Origin of the sequence: Ralstonia sp. ASV6 (assembly GCF_016429285.1) — a bacterium.
GTDB lineage: Bacteria > Pseudomonadota > Gammaproteobacteria > Burkholderiales > Burkholderiaceae > Ralstonia > Ralstonia flaminis.
In genome coordinates this window covers 1-15085 of record NZ_JAELUI010000133.1, presented here as the reverse complement: position 1 = coordinate 15085, position 15085 = coordinate 1, and the positions used below count along the sequence as shown (strand labels likewise).

General features: G+C 59.5%; 13 protein-coding genes and 1 pseudogene. 8 read left to right on the top strand and 6 right to left on the bottom strand.

Features of this window, described 5'->3' with window-relative positions:
- From JHD73_RS21770 to JHD73_RS21745, 6 genes are all read left to right on the top strand, one after another.
- A partial coding sequence (locus tag JHD73_RS21770; protein WP_199032279.1) for a GDP-mannose 4,6-dehydratase occupies positions 1-154 on the top strand: 154 nt, incomplete at its 5' end.
- A gap of 5 nt (positions 155-159) precedes the next feature.
- Positions 160-1038 carry an NAD-dependent epimerase/dehydratase family protein gene (locus tag JHD73_RS21765; protein ID WP_199032278.1) on the top strand — a complete coding sequence of 293 codons (879 nt, stop codon included), beginning with the start codon at positions 160-162 and terminating at the stop codon, positions 1036-1038.
- Entirely contained in the window at positions 1028-2176 is a 1149-nt protein-coding gene (locus JHD73_RS21760; RefSeq protein ID WP_233177104.1) for a glycosyltransferase, read from the top strand. The genes JHD73_RS21765 and JHD73_RS21760 overlap by 11 nt, the downstream gene beginning before the upstream one ends.
- A 149-nt stretch (positions 2177-2325) precedes the next feature.
- Positions 2326-3288 carry an NAD-dependent epimerase/dehydratase family protein gene (locus JHD73_RS21755; protein WP_199032277.1) on the top strand — a complete coding sequence of 321 codons (963 nt, stop codon included), beginning with the start codon at positions 2326-2328 and terminating at the stop codon, positions 3286-3288.
- A 9-nt stretch (positions 3289-3297) separates the two neighbouring features.
- Positions 3298-4287 (top strand): glycosyl transferase, encoded by a 990-nt coding sequence (locus JHD73_RS21750; RefSeq protein WP_199032276.1) that lies wholly within the window; start codon positions 3298-3300, stop codon positions 4285-4287.
- A gap of 12 nt (positions 4288-4299) precedes the next feature.
- A complete protein-coding gene (locus JHD73_RS21745; RefSeq protein WP_199032275.1) occupies positions 4300-6204 on the top strand; it encodes a nucleoside-diphosphate sugar epimerase/dehydratase in 1905 nt (634 codons plus the stop codon).
- A gap of 43 nt (positions 6205-6247) precedes the next feature.
- On the opposite strand, the gene JHD73_RS21740 is transcribed toward JHD73_RS21745, so the two are convergent.
- From JHD73_RS21740 to JHD73_RS21715, 6 genes are all read right to left on the bottom strand, one after another.
- The gene (locus JHD73_RS21740; protein WP_233177103.1) at positions 6248-7549 is read right to left on the bottom strand and encodes an exopolysaccharide biosynthesis polyprenyl glycosylphosphotransferase; all 1302 of its coding nucleotides are present in this window, start codon (positions 7547-7549) and stop codon (positions 6248-6250) included.
- Complete coding sequence (locus tag JHD73_RS21735) at positions 7546-8673, bottom strand: glycosyltransferase (RefSeq protein WP_199032274.1); 1128 nt, start codon at positions 8671-8673, stop codon at positions 7546-7548. The genes JHD73_RS21740 and JHD73_RS21735 overlap by 4 nt, the downstream gene beginning before the upstream one ends.
- Positions 8670-9818, bottom strand: coding sequence for a non-hydrolyzing UDP-N-acetylglucosamine 2-epimerase (wecB, locus tag JHD73_RS21730; RefSeq protein WP_199032273.1), 1149 nt, complete (start codon positions 9816-9818; stop codon positions 8670-8672). Before wecB ends, JHD73_RS21735 begins: the two co-directional genes overlap by 4 nt.
- 82 nt (positions 9819-9900) lie before the next feature.
- Entirely contained in the window at positions 9901-10989 is a 1089-nt protein-coding gene (locus JHD73_RS21725) for a glycosyltransferase (protein WP_199032272.1), read from the bottom strand.
- Entirely contained in the window at positions 10986-11954 is a 969-nt protein-coding gene (locus JHD73_RS21720; RefSeq protein ID WP_199032271.1) for a hypothetical protein, read from the bottom strand. The genes JHD73_RS21725 and JHD73_RS21720 overlap by 4 nt, the downstream gene beginning before the upstream one ends.
- Before the next feature lie 426 nt (positions 11955-12380).
- Entirely contained in the window at positions 12381-13208 is an 828-nt protein-coding gene (locus JHD73_RS21715) for a glycosyltransferase family 2 protein (protein WP_199032270.1), read from the bottom strand.
- Between the two features lie 270 nt (positions 13209-13478).
- Here JHD73_RS21715 and JHD73_RS21710 point away from each other — a divergent pair, with 270 nt between their 5' ends.
- Both JHD73_RS21710 and JHD73_RS21705 read left to right on the top strand, forming a co-directional pair.
- The gene (locus tag JHD73_RS21710) at positions 13479-14867 is read left to right on the top strand and encodes a phosphomannomutase/phosphoglucomutase (protein WP_199032269.1); all 1389 of its coding nucleotides are present in this window, start codon (positions 13479-13481) and stop codon (positions 14865-14867) included.
- Positions 14868-14910: 43 nt separating this feature from the next.
- Positions 14911-15085: pseudogene (locus JHD73_RS21705) on the top strand (lipopolysaccharide heptosyltransferase I); the annotation flags it as partial.

Here is a 15085-nt window from a genome sequence, read left to right as displayed (position 1 = left end):
GTTCTATCGACCTGCTGAAGTGGATCTTCTGATCGGCACTCCGGAGAAGGCGACCCGCGAACTGGGCTGGAAGCCGCAAACCACGCTCGAACAGCTTTGCCAGATGATGGTCGAGGCAGATCTGCGTCGGAACGAGCAAGGCTATTCTTTCTGATTGATATGCCAACGGTCCTTATCACGGGTGTCCGGGGCTTCACCGGCGGGTATCTGGCCAGGAGGCTTCGCTCCGAAGGCTATCGCGTCGTTGGGCTTGCGCAAGAAGGTGGCGCCCCGGAAGAAGACATCTTGCAGTGCGATCTGATGGATCGTCAGGGGCTTGCTGATGCGCTGTCTGGCGTCAAGCCAGACCATATCGTGCACTTGGCGGCCATTGCCTTTGTCGCACACGGAAATGTTGACGCGATCTACCGAACCAATGTGGTTGGAACCCGGAACATTCTGGAGGCTGCTGCGGGCGTTGCGCCGAAGTCGATCTTGTTGGCAAGTAGTGCGAACGTTTACGGCAATACGCCAGTGGATCCGCTGGATGAAACGATTGCGCCCGCGCCCGCTAACGACTATGCGGTCAGCAAGATGGCGATGGAGCTGATGGCAAGGCTCTGGACGCCGCGATTGCCGGTCACTGTCGTGCGGCCGTTCAACTATACAGGCGTGGGCCAATCATCAGACTTCCTGCTGCCGAAGATCGTCGATCACTTCCGTCGTGGCGCGGAGGAAATCGAACTGGGCAATCTGGATGTTGCCCGGGATTTCTCGGACGTTAGAGTGACTGTAGATGCTTACGCGCGACTGCTTCGGGTAGCAGCGGTTGGCGAGGTCTTCAATGTTTGCTCGGGCAAAGCATACAGTCTGCAGGATGTACTCGATATTATGGAGCGCATAGCTGGCTACAAGATTCGCGTGAGGATAAATCCGGCGTTCGTCCGCCAGGGTGACGTGAAATACCTGCGTGGTAGCAATCAGAAATTGCGTGACAAGATCGGCGATATCAAGGTGATCGCGCTAGAAGAAACCCTGCGCTGGATGTATGAAGCCTGAAGGAAGCAGCCCCTTGCGCGTTCTGCACGTTTATCGCACTTACTTTCCGGATCCACCGGGAGGTTTGCAGGAGGCCATCCGGCAGATTTGTCTTGGTACGCGGGATTTCGGTGTGGAATCCAGGGTTTTTGCACTGTCTCCCCAACCTCAGCCGAGGGAGATCGCGCTTGCCGAAGGGGTGGTCGCGCGTGCAAAATCGTGGGCTGCCCCGGCTTCCTGCGACCTAGGTGGCCTCCATGCGTTCAGGAGCTATCAAACCCTGTCTAGATGGGCCGACGTGGTCAATTTTCACTTTCCCTGGCCGTTCGGCGATCTACTGCGCCTGACCGACGCTGCGGATAAGCCGGCCATATTGACTTACCACTCCGATATCGTGCGCCAGCGCTGGCTGGGGGCGCTCTATGGGCCGCTAATGCGGCGCACATTGAAAAGCATGTCGGCAGTGGTGGCCACCTCTCCCGCGTATGCGAAGACCAGCCAAGCGCTGTGCGAAGATGTTCATGCCTCACGCATCAAGGTGATCCCGCTCGGCATAGCGGACTATGGCCGCCCTAGGCAGGAGCGTGATGCCATTTTGCTTGGCAGGTTGGGACTGAGCGGGAGGCCGATTATTATCGCGCTCGGCGTGCTGCGCTACTACAAGGGCTTGCACACGCTGATCGAAGCAGCTCCTGCACTGGATGCCGATGTCGTGATCGCCGGTTCCGGGCCGGAGTTGGATCGGCTCCAGGCGCTTGCTGCGGCTCACGGTGCGCGCAACGTGATCTTTGCGGGGCAGGTGAGCGACGAAGAGAAGGCCGCGCTGTTAGCCTCGTGCTACGCCATGGTATTGCCGTCGCATTTGCGTTCTGAGGCGTTCGGCATGGTGCTCGTAGAGGCCGCAATGTTTGGCAAGCCAATGGTGTGTTGCGAAATTGGCTCCGGCACGTCGTATGTCAATCTGCATGGTGTGACAGGCCTGGTTGTGCCGCCGGAGTCGCCAGAGCGCCTGGCCGCTGCCATCCTCGAGCTGCTCGCTGAGCCGCAGCGTGCGGCGAGGATGGGGCGTGCAGCGAGGGAGCGTTACCAGGCGCTGTTTTCTGGCCCCGCGCTGGGCGAGGCATACAGCCGTCTTTACCGCGAGGTAGCGGGCCGCTAGCACGTCTGATGACGAGGGCCGTTCCGGTGGCGCTGACGTAGGCGGATTCGCTGCGTCTTCCCTCTGCCAGGGTGCATGCCGCATGCGTGGCGAGCGCTGTGCTGCCACCTCAGAATCTTTCTTACCCTTTCGCCAAAGGATCCTTGGTCTTGGAACACTATCTGGTCACGGGCGCCACGGGTTTTGTCGGCCGGGCTGTGCTGCGAGCCCTGCGCGAACGGGGTGCCGAGGTGACTGCGCTGGTGCGTGCGTCTGGCACAGAGGCACGACAGGTGGATGTCCCGGCAATACCGGTCAGCTCAGACTTCGCGCACATCGGGCGGGAATGGCCTGCCGACTTGCGGACGCACTGCGTGCTTCACTTAGCCGCGCGCGTCCATGTGATGGACGAGCGAGCGGTCAATCCCCTTGCAGCATTTCGGGCCACCAATGTGACCGGCACCCTGAATCTTGCATCGGCTGCGGCGCGTGCTGGTGTCAGTCGCTTCGTCTATGTCAGCAGCATCAAGGCCGCAGGCGAGTCCGAGCAAGGGCACCCGCTGCGCGAGGACGATCCCGCGCGCCCGGCTGATCCCTATGGTCAATCCAAATATGAAGCGGAGCAAATGCTGTTCGAGTTTGGGCACCGGGAAGGTCTGGAGGTGGTAGTCCTGCGGCCGCCGCTAGTCTATGGCCCAGGCGTCAAGGCCAACTTTTTCAGCCTGATGGCTGCAGTGGCCCGCGGTATGCCGCTGCCGTTGCGCTACGCGTCCGCGCCTCGCAGCCTTATTGGTGCGGATAATCTTGTATCGTCGATTCTCGTTGCGGCCAGCCATCCTGCCGCTGCTGGCCAAGTGTTCCATGTGTCGGATGGGCATGATGTCGGTGTCGATGAGCTTACCCGTCTGTTGGGCCAGGCGCTGGGGTGTCGAGCACGCCTGCTTCCTGTACCAGTTGGGCTGTTGCGCCTGGCAGGAACCATCACGGGGCGCAGTGAGGTGGTTCAGCGCTTGATTGATCCCCTGCGGGTCGATCCGAGTAAGATCAAGGCCCTACTAGGGTGGCAGGCGCCGTTCTCGCTGCAAGAAGGGTTGGCCCAGACAGCCGACTGGTACCGTTCGTTACGTCGCTAAGTGCCTGTGATGTCCTTCTTGTTTGACAAACTCCTGCTGTCTTCCGTCTCGGCCGTGCTAGGTACGGCGCTAACATTGTTCGTGCTACTCAAGACTGGAGCTGCGCAGCGACTCGCGATCGACGTACCGAATCAACGTTCGCTACACATTCAGCCGATTCCGCGGGTAGGAGGTGTTGGCATCACTGCCGTATGCGTGCCGCTGATTGTCATTGCAGCCCCGACGCTTTGGCCGCTGGCACTGCTTTCGGCCCTATTGGGAGCGTTGTCGCTCGTGGACGATCGTTGGGGTTTGTCGGCGCGTTATCGCTTTGTTTGCCACTTGGCCTCAGCTGCAGCGCTGTTGGCGCTGCAACCTCCGCCGATGTGGTGGCTAGCCCCCTTACTGGCGTTGGCCCTGGGGTGGATGCTGAATCTGTATAACTTCATGGACGGCGCGGATGGTTTGGCCGGAGGCATGGCTTTGATTGGCTTTTCCGCGTACTCGCTAGCCGCCACGCCTGCGCACGCGGAAATCGCGGCGGCAGCTGGGATTGTCGCAGGCGCCGCTGCAGGATTTCTGTTCTTTAACTTCCCTCCGGCCAAGGTGTTTCTGGGCGATGTCGGCTCGGTACCGTTGGGGTTTTTGGCCGGAGGAGTCGGTTACTGGGGCTGGGTGGCGGGTGCTTGGTCCCCCTTGCTCCCGGTCATCGCGTTCTCACCATTCATCGCTGATGCCACGGTCACTTTGCTCAAGCGATTTGCCAGAGGGGAGCGTGTTTGGGAGGCGCATCGTGAGCACTACTACCAGCGTATGATTCGCATGGCGGGTGCCCATCGGCCTGTGGTTCTGCAATGGTACGCATTGATGCTGGTGGGCTTGATGCTTGCCCAAGTATCTTTGTTTCTCTCAGTCTGGCAGGGCTGCATCCTTCTTGCTGGCTGGGGCCTGATTCTGGTTCTGCTGGGGCGCGCTATCGATATACGATGGCGCTTGTTTCTGGCGGCTGCGCCGAATTGAGTAGTTCACAACATGCAATTCCTAAGAACTGGTTCCCCGCGTATTCGGTGGCTGTCCCTTGCCGCTTTTGTGTTCGACCTCAGCGCTGTCGCCGCGGCTTGGTTGGTCAGTTTCTATATTCGCTTCAACGGTACGCCACCTGACGAATATTGGAACGGCGCGCTGGCCGCGATGGCCTGGGTTCTGCCCATCCATGCGCTGATGTTCCGCCTCTTCGAGCTGTATCGCGGCATGTGGGTGTTCGCGAGTTTGCCGGACTTACTGCGTATCGCCAAAGCTGTGGTTTCCGGCGCGATCCTCACCATAGCCATTGGCACCATGCTGCAACCGGTCCCTGCCATTCCGCGCTCGGTACTGGCTCTTATGCCAATCCTGCTGTTTCTCGTCATGGGAGGCAGCCGTGCCGTCTACCGGGCCTCGAAGGAGTTTTATCTCTATGGGGGGCTGATCGCACAAGGCAAGCCGGTGCTGCTGCTGGGCGCGGGCCACGCGGGGGCCAGCCTGGCGCGGGAACTGAGCCGTTCGGCGCAATGGCGGCTGGTGGGCTTGCTCGACGATGATGAATTAAAGCAAGGGCGCGAGCTCCACGGCTACAAGGTGCTGGGCCGTGTTGCCGACCTGCAGAGCATTGCGGCCCAGCACAAGATCAAGCACGTAATCATTGCAATGCCGTCGGCGCCGGCTGAAGTGCATCGGCGTGTCGCGAAACTGTGCGTGCGCGCCAACGTGAGTGCCCTGGTGCTACCTGCGTTGACGACGCTGAACCAGGGGCAGCCCTTCTTGTCCCGCATTCGCCAGATTGACCTCGAAGATTTGCTCGGGCGTGAACAGATTTCGATCGATACGCCGCATATCGAGGAACTGCTGCACGGAAAGGTTGCCATGGTGACGGGCGCAGGCGGCTCCATCGGCTCCGAGTTGTGCCGGCAGATCCTCCGGTTTGACCCTGCCCAACTGATTGCCTACGAGGTTTCCGAGTACGCCATCTATCGACTGGCAGAAGAACTGCGAGAGTATTTCCCTGGCGTTGCGGTCGTTCCAGTGGTTGGTGATGTCAAAGACTCATTGCTACTCGACGCGACGATGCAGCGGTATGCGCCCTACATCGTCTATCACGCGGCCGCGTACAAGCATGTGCCGCTGATGGAGGAACTTAATGCCTGGCAGGCCGTGCGCAATAATACGCTGGGTACTTATCGTGTCGCCCACTCGGCTATTCGGCATGGTGTGAGTCGCTTCGTTCTGATTTCGACCGACAAGGCGGTCAACCCCACCAATGTGATGGGTGCCTCAAAGCGCTTGGCGGAGATGATGTGCCAGGCGTTGCAGCAGGGCACGCGGCAGACCCGGCTGGAGACTGTGCGTTTTGGCAATGTCCTGGGCAGCGCCGGCAGCGTCATCCCGAAGTTCCAGGAGCAAATCGCTCGCGGTGGGCCGGTCACGGTCACCCACCCCGAGATTATCCGTTTCTTCATGACCATTCCGGAGGCCGCTCAGCTTGTTCTGCAAGCGTCGAGCATGGGCGAAGGCGGGGAAATTTTCCTGCTCGACATGGGCCAGCCAGTCAAGATTGCCGATCTCGCGCGCGATCTTATTCGTCTGTATGGCTTCGATGACGACCAGATCAAGGTCGTATTCACCGGTTTGCGGCCGGGCGAGAAACTGTACGAGGAACTGCTGGCGGACGAAGAGACCACGCGGGCTACACCGCACCCCAAATTGCGTATTGCACGCGCGAGAGAAGTGCCGGATCACCTTGTTGAGGGTGTGCTGGCTTGGCTGACGCAGCAGCGTATTCCCTCTGACGATGAGGTGCGCCGAGACTTGCGCCGTTGGGTTGGTGAGTACACGCCGATGAGCCGGCCGACATTGCGCTCTGTGTCAGCCCCCGAAAGAGAAGGGCAACTCCCACAGTAACGTGTTGATCACCGTATGAGGGGGGGGGCGGCGACGGGTTACCCTACCTCGCTCCAAATCCCGTCAAAATGGTCTGTATTGTCTTCGCGCCAATCAATAAGTCCAGCGCTAGTGAGCAGTGCTTGACGTAATAAAGGTCGTAGCTCAGCTTTGTCACGGTCTCTTTTTCATTGCTGACGTAGCCCTGCTGCACTTGTGCCCAGCCTGACAGGCCTGGGCGTACCAGGTGGCGGTATGGATAGAACGGGATCGTGTCGGAAAACTGCTTGACCATCGGCACCTGCTCGGGGCGCGGGCCGATCATGCTCATGTCACCTCTGAGAACATTCCAGAGTTGTGGCAATTCATCGAAGCGGTATTTGCGTATCCATTTGCCCACGCGCGTAATGCGGGGGTCAGCGTGCGAGGCAAATTGCGCGGGTGCGGTATCGGTCACGGCCATGCTTCGGAATTTGTACATCGTGAATGGGACGTCATCCAGACCTGATCGCAGCTGCCGGAATAAGGCCGGCCCGCGTGATTCCAGCCGGATCGCCACGGCAACCAGTACCGATAAGGGCAGTGCCACCGGTATTAGTACTAGCACAGCAGTAATGTCGATCAGCCGTTTTAGCAGGCTGTAGAAATAGTGGTCGGCGTAGTCGTCGAAGAAGTTGTCGTCGATGTGCGAGAGGCCGACGCGTCCGGTCAACAGCTCTGCCAGTTTTTCGATCGAATAGATGCGAACGTGGCTGAGTTTGAGCCGAGCGAGCATGCGCGTGCGTTCTGGATCGGAGGTGGAAAAACGATCGACCAGCAGCCCGTCGCAGCCTACAGCTTCGTCCAATGAGGCGAGCTTGCGGAACGTGCAGGCAGAGCGCGTAGCACGCGCGCCGGCTACGTTGAGCAGCTCTTGCAACTGCATGTAGTCCGCTGCATTGGTATAGCCATACACCGGCACATACTGTTCGACGAAGCTGCGGTAGCCCTTACGCACCCAAAGCAGGGTTGTGACGTAACTTAGTAGCACGGCACCGCGCGAATATTCCAGATGGAACATCGCAAAGAGCACAAGCAGGAAGATGACCGGTACCAGTGTGACTGTGACAACGATGCTGTTGCCCTCGATTGGTGGGAGGTGCAGGGTGTTATCCAGTAGCACGAATGCCAGCCAGTAGGGCAGGACGCCCCACAGTACGGTGTACGCGAACGCTGGCGTGACCCACCCAAAACGATGGGCGGCGATGGATAAAGCTAGATTGGCTGCGATCACCAGATGACCAGTGAGCGCCCAGCCGAACATCCGGCTGCGTCGTCGTGCGGTTTCAGAGCCCGATGCATGGAAGAGGCGTGTTAGAACGTTCATGATTGTCGAGTCGGCGAAGCTTGGAGCGCTCTCTGATAGACCGTATACGTTTGCTCGACCATGGCAGCAATGCCGAATAGTGCTTCATAGCGTTTGCGCGCTGCAGCCCCCAGTGCCTGTCGGCGTCCGGCGTCACCGCACAGCATGCGCAGTGCTGCATTCACGGCGGTTGCGTCACGGTGATCCACCAGCCAGCCGGACTCGCCGTGCACGATTTGCTCACGGATGCCGGGCAGATCGCTGGCGAGGATCGGCAAGCCCGCGCGCATGGCTTCCAGGATGGATATCGGCAGACCTTCATGATCGGAAAACAACACGAACAACTGAGAGGCTGCTAACACGTCTGCCACATTGTCGATGTTGCCGGCAAAGCAGGTCGTTGCTGCGTTGGCGGCTGCCGCCAAGCGTTCGAGAGATCCACGCTGTGGCCCGTCGCCGACCAGTGTGACACGCGCATTGGCCGGAATAGCGCCATCGCCTGCAGCCTGGATCAGCACATCGTGGCGTTTGGGTGCGGCGTATCGGGCCGTCATCACGACCTGAGTCACGGCTGATGCCGGCTCGCTGCGCTGCGCCGTGTCGGCAATGCCGTTGCGGATCATGTGCACACGAGCGCGGCGGATCGGCAGCGTTTCGGCCATCTGCGCCTCTGCGTCGGACACGCAGATCATCTGCGTCGTCAGTGGGGCCAACGTGCATTCCGCAAGCCGGGCCGCCCAGCGTTGCTTCCAAGGCGCTGCTGTCTTGAAGCCGAAACCATGTACGGTGTACACGACGGGGATGTGCAGTACCGCACCTACCATGCGTGCCACCGCGCCGCCTTTAGCACTGTGCGCGTGGATGAGATCGGGCGGGTTGCCGCGCAGAGCGGCTGCCACGCGCCAAACCGTACGTACTAGATGCAGGAATGAGAGCGAGTTGTTTAGTTCATCAATGTGGATCGTTTGCGCACCGAGTGCTTCCATTTGGGCAAACAATGGTCCATTCCCACCGGCCACAAGGATGCCATCTACGCGGTTACGCAGCCCCGCGTACAGGTCACGTACATGTGTTTGTGCGCCACCAATTTCGCTTTCAGTGATGACATAGGCAACTCGTGGCCGAGACTTGGATGGGAAGGTCATGTCGCAGCGCGGCGAGTGGGCAGGTGCAGCGCTTCGGCGAGTATCCTGGCAATACGTTGCCCTGCGAGTCCGTCGCCATATGGGTTGGCAGCCGTGGCCATGGCTGAGTAAGCTGCGGCATCGTCATACAACCGGACGACTTCTGCGCATAGGCGTGCCGGTTCGGTGCCGACCAGCCGAGCGACGCCCGCCGCGATTGCTTCGGGGCGTTCGGTGGTGTCGCGCATCACGAGGACGGGTTTGTTGAGCGAAGGTGCCTCTTCTTGGATGCCGCCGCTGTCGGTCAACACGACATATGAGCGGTTAAGCAGATACATGAATTCGACATAGCCGACCGGGTCGATGAGGCGGACATTTGGGTGGCCACTGAGCAGCGACTCCACAGGACCTCGGATGTTCGGATTCAGATGTACCGGATAAACGATCTCGATGTCGTTACGCGTGGATAGATCACGCAGTGCCACACAGATGTTCCGGATGCCATCACCAAAGTTCTCGCGGCGATGACCGGTGACCAGCAGCAGGCGACGCTCTTCATCGAGGAAGTTGAAGCGCGCCTCCATGCGTTGGCGCAGAGCGTGGTCGTTCGCCAGCTTGTCGCGGATTTGCAGGAGGGCGTCGACAACGCTATTACCAGTCACCCAGATATCGGTGGTTGGAACGCCTTCGGCAAGCAGGTTGTCGCGACTCTGGTCGGTCGGTGCGAAGTGCCAGGTTGCCAGGGTGCTGGTGATATGCCGGTTTTTCTCCTCCGGCCATGGGGAGTAACGCTGGCGGGTCCGCAGCCCAGCCTCCACGTGTGCGATTGCGATTCGCTCATAGAACGCAGCTAGCGATGCTGCCATTGTCGTGGTCGTATCGCCATGTACCAGTACGACATCGGGGCGAAATTCAGTCAACACCGGTCGCATGCCTTGCAGCACATTGCAGGTGAGATCGGTCAGGCTTTGATTGGGCTGCATGAGGTCCAGGTCGTATTCGGGCGTTATGCTGAATACTTCCAGCACCTGATCGAGCATGTGGCGATGCTGTGCTGTCACGCAAATGCGAACGTCGAAGCGCCGTAGCGCTTGCAACGCCTGATAGACCGGCGCCATTTTGATGGCTTCCGGTCGCGTTCCAAACACAAGGAGTAGTTTTTTCATCAGGCCGGGGTATCGAAGAGGGGCGAAGTGGCCCACAAGGCCATGATCAAATAAAAATTATATCGCTGGCGTAGCGGGCAGGTCATAGCCCCAACCTGCGATATTCCGCATCCCATCGCGTCAGCACGGCGTTGAGGCTGAAATGGCGGACGATATATTCCCGACGGGCTCGCCGATCGGCGGACGTGCCTGGCGCGTCGATGCATCGCTGCATGGCCTTAGCAATGGCATCGATGTCATCGGGGGGGGGCAACATGCCGTGCGGGCCGATCACTTCCCGCAATCCCGCCACATCAGCGCCGATGACCGGTAACCCTACGGACATCGCCTCGGCCGCGGCAAGGCCGAACCCTTCATAGTTGGAAACGAGGACGAACGCATCGGCATCTCGTAGCGCTGCAACCACGTCGGCGCCGCCACCGGCAAACTCCACGGCGTCAGCAATGCCGAGCGTGCGGGCCAATACCTTGCACTCGTCGAGTAACGGGCCGTCCCCCAGTAGTTGCAGTCGCGCTTTTTGTTTGACGCTGCGTACCTTGGCGAAGGCTTGCAAGAGCGCACGATGGTTCTTTTGGGGGCGGAACTGTGCCACGCAAATAAAGATGAACGTCTCGTCTGGCCTAGCGCGGGTGGTTTCTTGAAATCCGAATTTCTCGACATCGATTCCGTTCGGAATGCATTTGGTGCTGCTCGCGCGAAACAGTCCACGTGAGACGTAGGCCATAGTTGCTTCCTCACTGACATTGGTCGCGAGGTCGGGTGCGCGGCGGGTGAACCTCTGTAATAGGTTGAGCATCCCTCCCCCTTCATTGATGTTATGAGCCGTTGCAACCAGCTTGATGCCCGGCAACGACCATTTAATGAGCGAGAGAAGAATGGTCGCGTGGATCATGTGGGAGTGAACCACGCGGGGGCGCCACTTCCGCAGCACACTGCGGCAGCGGAGGAGCGCTAGCGGTAGCGCCAATGATGAACGCATGCCCAGACACACCGTCTCTGCGCCGATTGCCTCAAAATTGGGCACTAACTGATCATCCCCTTTTACTAGGTAGATCACGCCAATTCGATATCCGGCACGCGCAAAATAGCTGGCCTGATCTAGGCAAACCAGTTCCGCGCCGGCTCGGTTCAGGCCGGTGATTACGTAGACCAAATCCTTCTGGCTGCTCATATTCTCTTTTGATGGTGTCCGCTATCCCGGCGTCCGATCCGCGAGGCTGCTGCGGTCAGGGTCAGATCCAACGCGCACAGCGTTAGCAAAAACAGGACGACGGACGACGTGCTGCGAAGGAGTAAGGATGCACAGATGGCTCCCACCGTCTGTAACGCTAGAAGGTGCGACGCGAGAGCGAACTTCCCAGGTGCAAGCACGCGCATGTACAACGTAGCCGAGAATACGACGCGCGCCCCTGTCAGGAGCGCAGCTACGACTAACAGCATCGTACTGCCGGAAAAAAGTTGGGCCAGCGACGCATGAGAAGCGCGCACGTAAACCATCAATGCGGCAGCCGTGACGCCACCCACAATCAATGTGATGAGCAGATTAAGGCCGTAGATTTGTGTCACGGGCCTTTCGCGGAAGCCCCGACCGAGGGCAGGCAGGACGTAGCCTAGTACGGCTGAGACGATGCCCGTTGCTGCCCGAGAAACTTTCTCGGCAGCCAACGCCGCGCTCGCAATAGATGGAGTCACGAGGGCACCGACAGCGACCGGCAGGATATTGCGGCCGACCGCCTGTGCCAGAGCGGATCGATACGCTGCGAAGTGGCGCGTATGAAGGCGGAGGCGTCGAAGCTTCGGTGCGGAGATGGCCCTTAACAGACCAAGTTGGCGCGCAGCAAATAGCTGCACAAGCGATTGGGCCGCTCCAGAGGCGGCCAGCCAGAACAAGGCAGCGTCAGCACTGTTGCTTGGTATAAGCAGGAACGCGGACAACCCTGCGATGCGCGTGGCACCCTCTGTCAGTGCGATTAGGAGATAACGCTCCGTCGCGATGAAGACCCAGCCAAAACTGAACGTCATCGATGCTGACATCAACAGTGTGAGTCCGAAGTGGTTCCAGCCTATCAGCGTATAGCGGGCGGCAACGGCCACCAGGACGGCTTGCACTGCGAACAACGGCAGTCGAACAGCCATGGCGTATCGTGAAAGCGCTGTCAGTCTTGCAGGGGTGGCACAGTGAGCCAAGCGTTGCGTGGCCCAGAGAGACAGTCCTGCTTCGCCGACCCCCGCGAGGAGCGCTGCGGCGCCTTGTGCGGCCAGGACAATGCCCAACTCGTGAACTGGCAACTTACTACTGAATGCCCATAACTCCAGCACGGCGCAGGCCGACGATGCTGCAGTGATCAAAGACGCGCGGCTCAGCCGGACCAAGAGGCTTAACAGGCGTTGAACGAGGGCCCGTTGGTGGCTCGCCATATCGGAAATATCTGCGTAGTGAGGGCGGGTCAAATGCTGACCGTCGGCATTGTATTCGACAGCTTTGAGGCTTTCCGGATCCGTGGGGTGCTTGGGGTCTTGAACCGCTACCTAGTTCTCACACTGGCGTGTAGCCGTGCTGACTCAGTTCAATGTGTCACTCGAATGGAGGGGTTCGGATGTTTCTGCTCTATGGAAGCTCTTTGCCGCGCTGTAGTAGAGGCATTGAAGCCAGCGGATACTGTATTTCAGTTTCAGTAAGACTGATGTTTCTCGGCTGATTTGGCTAGCATAAAAAAGCAGAAATCCCTTCGGGTTTTTCTTGAGCGTGGACATGAAGTTGTGTGTGTAGCCGTCTGGTAGGTACTCACACCGGTAGATCACATCCTCGGGGAAAAATACGATGCATCCCATATCGGCGATCTTGTTCCAAACATACAGCTCCGGAACAAATTTTTCCCCGGGTATTTGCGGAAACGGGTTGCTAGCCATTGTTGACCGTTTGAAGACATACGCAAGATCGCCTTTGAACATCTTGCTTGCTTCGGTTGGGTTGAGTTTCATGGCATCGGCCTTTATGACTCTACCCAGCAGCTTTCCGTCGAAGAGTGCTTTCCGGAAGCAAAGGCCGCTCAGGTCTTCACGCATGTGCTCGGTGAGCCTGTCCTTGATTTGCTGGATAGCACCGTCGACAAGCGCATCATCGCTATCGACAATCAGGATCATGTCCCCGTGCGCCTGTTGGACTCCGGTGTTAAGAGCGATGTGCTTCCCTGCGTTGGCTTGAGCGATATATCGGATGCGTACAGCCTTATTCTTGGCCAGTCTGCTGATCAGCTCGCCGGTCTCATCTTCACTGCCGTCATCCACAACCAGCCATTCAAAATCCCGGGAGGTCTGACGTACTAGACTCTCATACAGCCTTGGCAATGTGTAAGCACGATTGAAGGTCGGTGTCAGGACAGTGATCACGTAGGGATGGTTCCGGGGCTTGTTCACATGCTAGCCCGGAGCACCGAGCATCAAAACGACGGCATGTGCAAAAAACGCCATCCTAGCCATCGGGCGAGGGGGGGGCGTGTGGCGATTGCAGTGGCCGCTGACCGACAATGATTAGCATGCCATTATACCGTTAGCTTTGCCCTAACCAACTCTTCGGCAATGCTACCGGACGGACTGCCGGTCCGACTTTGGTTCAGCGTTTACAATCTGCAAAATTGGCTACTTCTTTTGATCACTCCCATGCGCAGCATCCACCCCACCATCTTCAAAGCCTACGACATCCGCGGCATCGTTGGCAAAACCGTCGACGCTGACACCGCATGCCTCATCGGCCGCGCCTTCGGTTCAGCAGCCCGCGCCAAGGGCGAATCCGCCGTGGTGATCGGCCGCGACGGCCGTCTCTCGGGCCCCGAACTGTTGGCAGCGCTGGCTGATGGCCTGCGCGCCAGCGGCGTCGACGTGATCGACCTCGGTCTAGTTGCCACGCCAATGGTCTACTTCGGCACGAACATTGAGCTGGCAGGCCGCCGTGCGACCTCGGGCGTGATGGTGACTGGCAGCCACAACCCGCCGGACTACAACGGTTTCAAGATGGTGCTGGCGGGCCAGGCCATCTACGGGGAACAGATTCAGGCGCTGCGCACGCGCATTGAGCAAGGCGACTTCGCCGAGGGCGCTGGCAGCTACGTCCAGGTGGATATCCGCCAACAGTACATCGACCGTATCGTGTCGGACGTCAAGCTGGCCCGTCCGATGAAGATTGCTGTGGACTGCGGCAACGGTGTGGCAGGTGCCTTTGCGCCGGAGTTGTTCCGCGCGATGGGCTGCGAGGTGACGGAGTTGTTCTGCGAGGTGGATGGGCACTTCCCGAACCACCATCCGGACCCAGCGCACGTCGAAAACCTGCAAGACCTCGTGCGCACGCTGCAGACCACAGATTGCGAACTCGGCCTCGCTTTCGATGGCGACGGCGACCGCTTGGGCGTGGTCACCAAGGACGGCCAGGTGATCTTCCCGGACCGCCAATTGATGCTGTTTGCGCAGGAGGTGCTGTCGCGCAACCCGGGCGGCGAGATCATCTTCGACGTGAAGTGCACGGGCAAGCTGGCGCCGTTCATCCGTGAGCACGGTGGCCGTGCCACGATGTGGAAGACGGGCCATTCGCTGGTGAAGGCCAAGCTGAAGGAAACCGGCGCACCGCTGGCGGGTGAAATGAGCGGCCACATCTTCTTCAAGGACCGCTGGTACGGTTTTGACGACGGTCTGTACACGGGCGCGCGCCTGCTGGAGATCGTTTCGCGCCTGGCGGACCCCAGCGCCACGCTCAATGCGTTGCCGAACTCGCACTGCACGCCGGAGCTGCAGCTGAAATGCGCCGAGGGCGAAGCCTTCACGCTGCTCGACAAGATCAAGGCCAATGCCACGTTTGCGGGTGCGAAGGAAGTCAATCGCATCGACGGCGTGCGTGTGGAGTACGAAGACGGCTTCGGTCTGGCCCGCCCGTCCAACACCACGCCGGTTGTGGTGATGCGGTTCGAGGCCGACAACGATGCCGCCATGGCGCGCATCCAGGCGCAGTTCCGCAGCGCGATCCTGGCCGAGAAGCCGGACGCGCAACTGCCGTTCTGATCGCACGGCCTGCACTCATGAAGTTGGGGGAAAGGATGGCGGTATGCGTGTGCTGATCGTCAAGGTATCGTCGCTTGGCGATGTGGTGCATTGCACGCCGGTCGTGGCCGATATTTTGCGCGCGTATCCGGATGCCGAGATCGACTGGGTCGTCGAAGAAGGTTTTGCGGGCATCGTGCGTATCGTGCGCGGTGTGCAGGGCGTGATTCCGTTTGCGC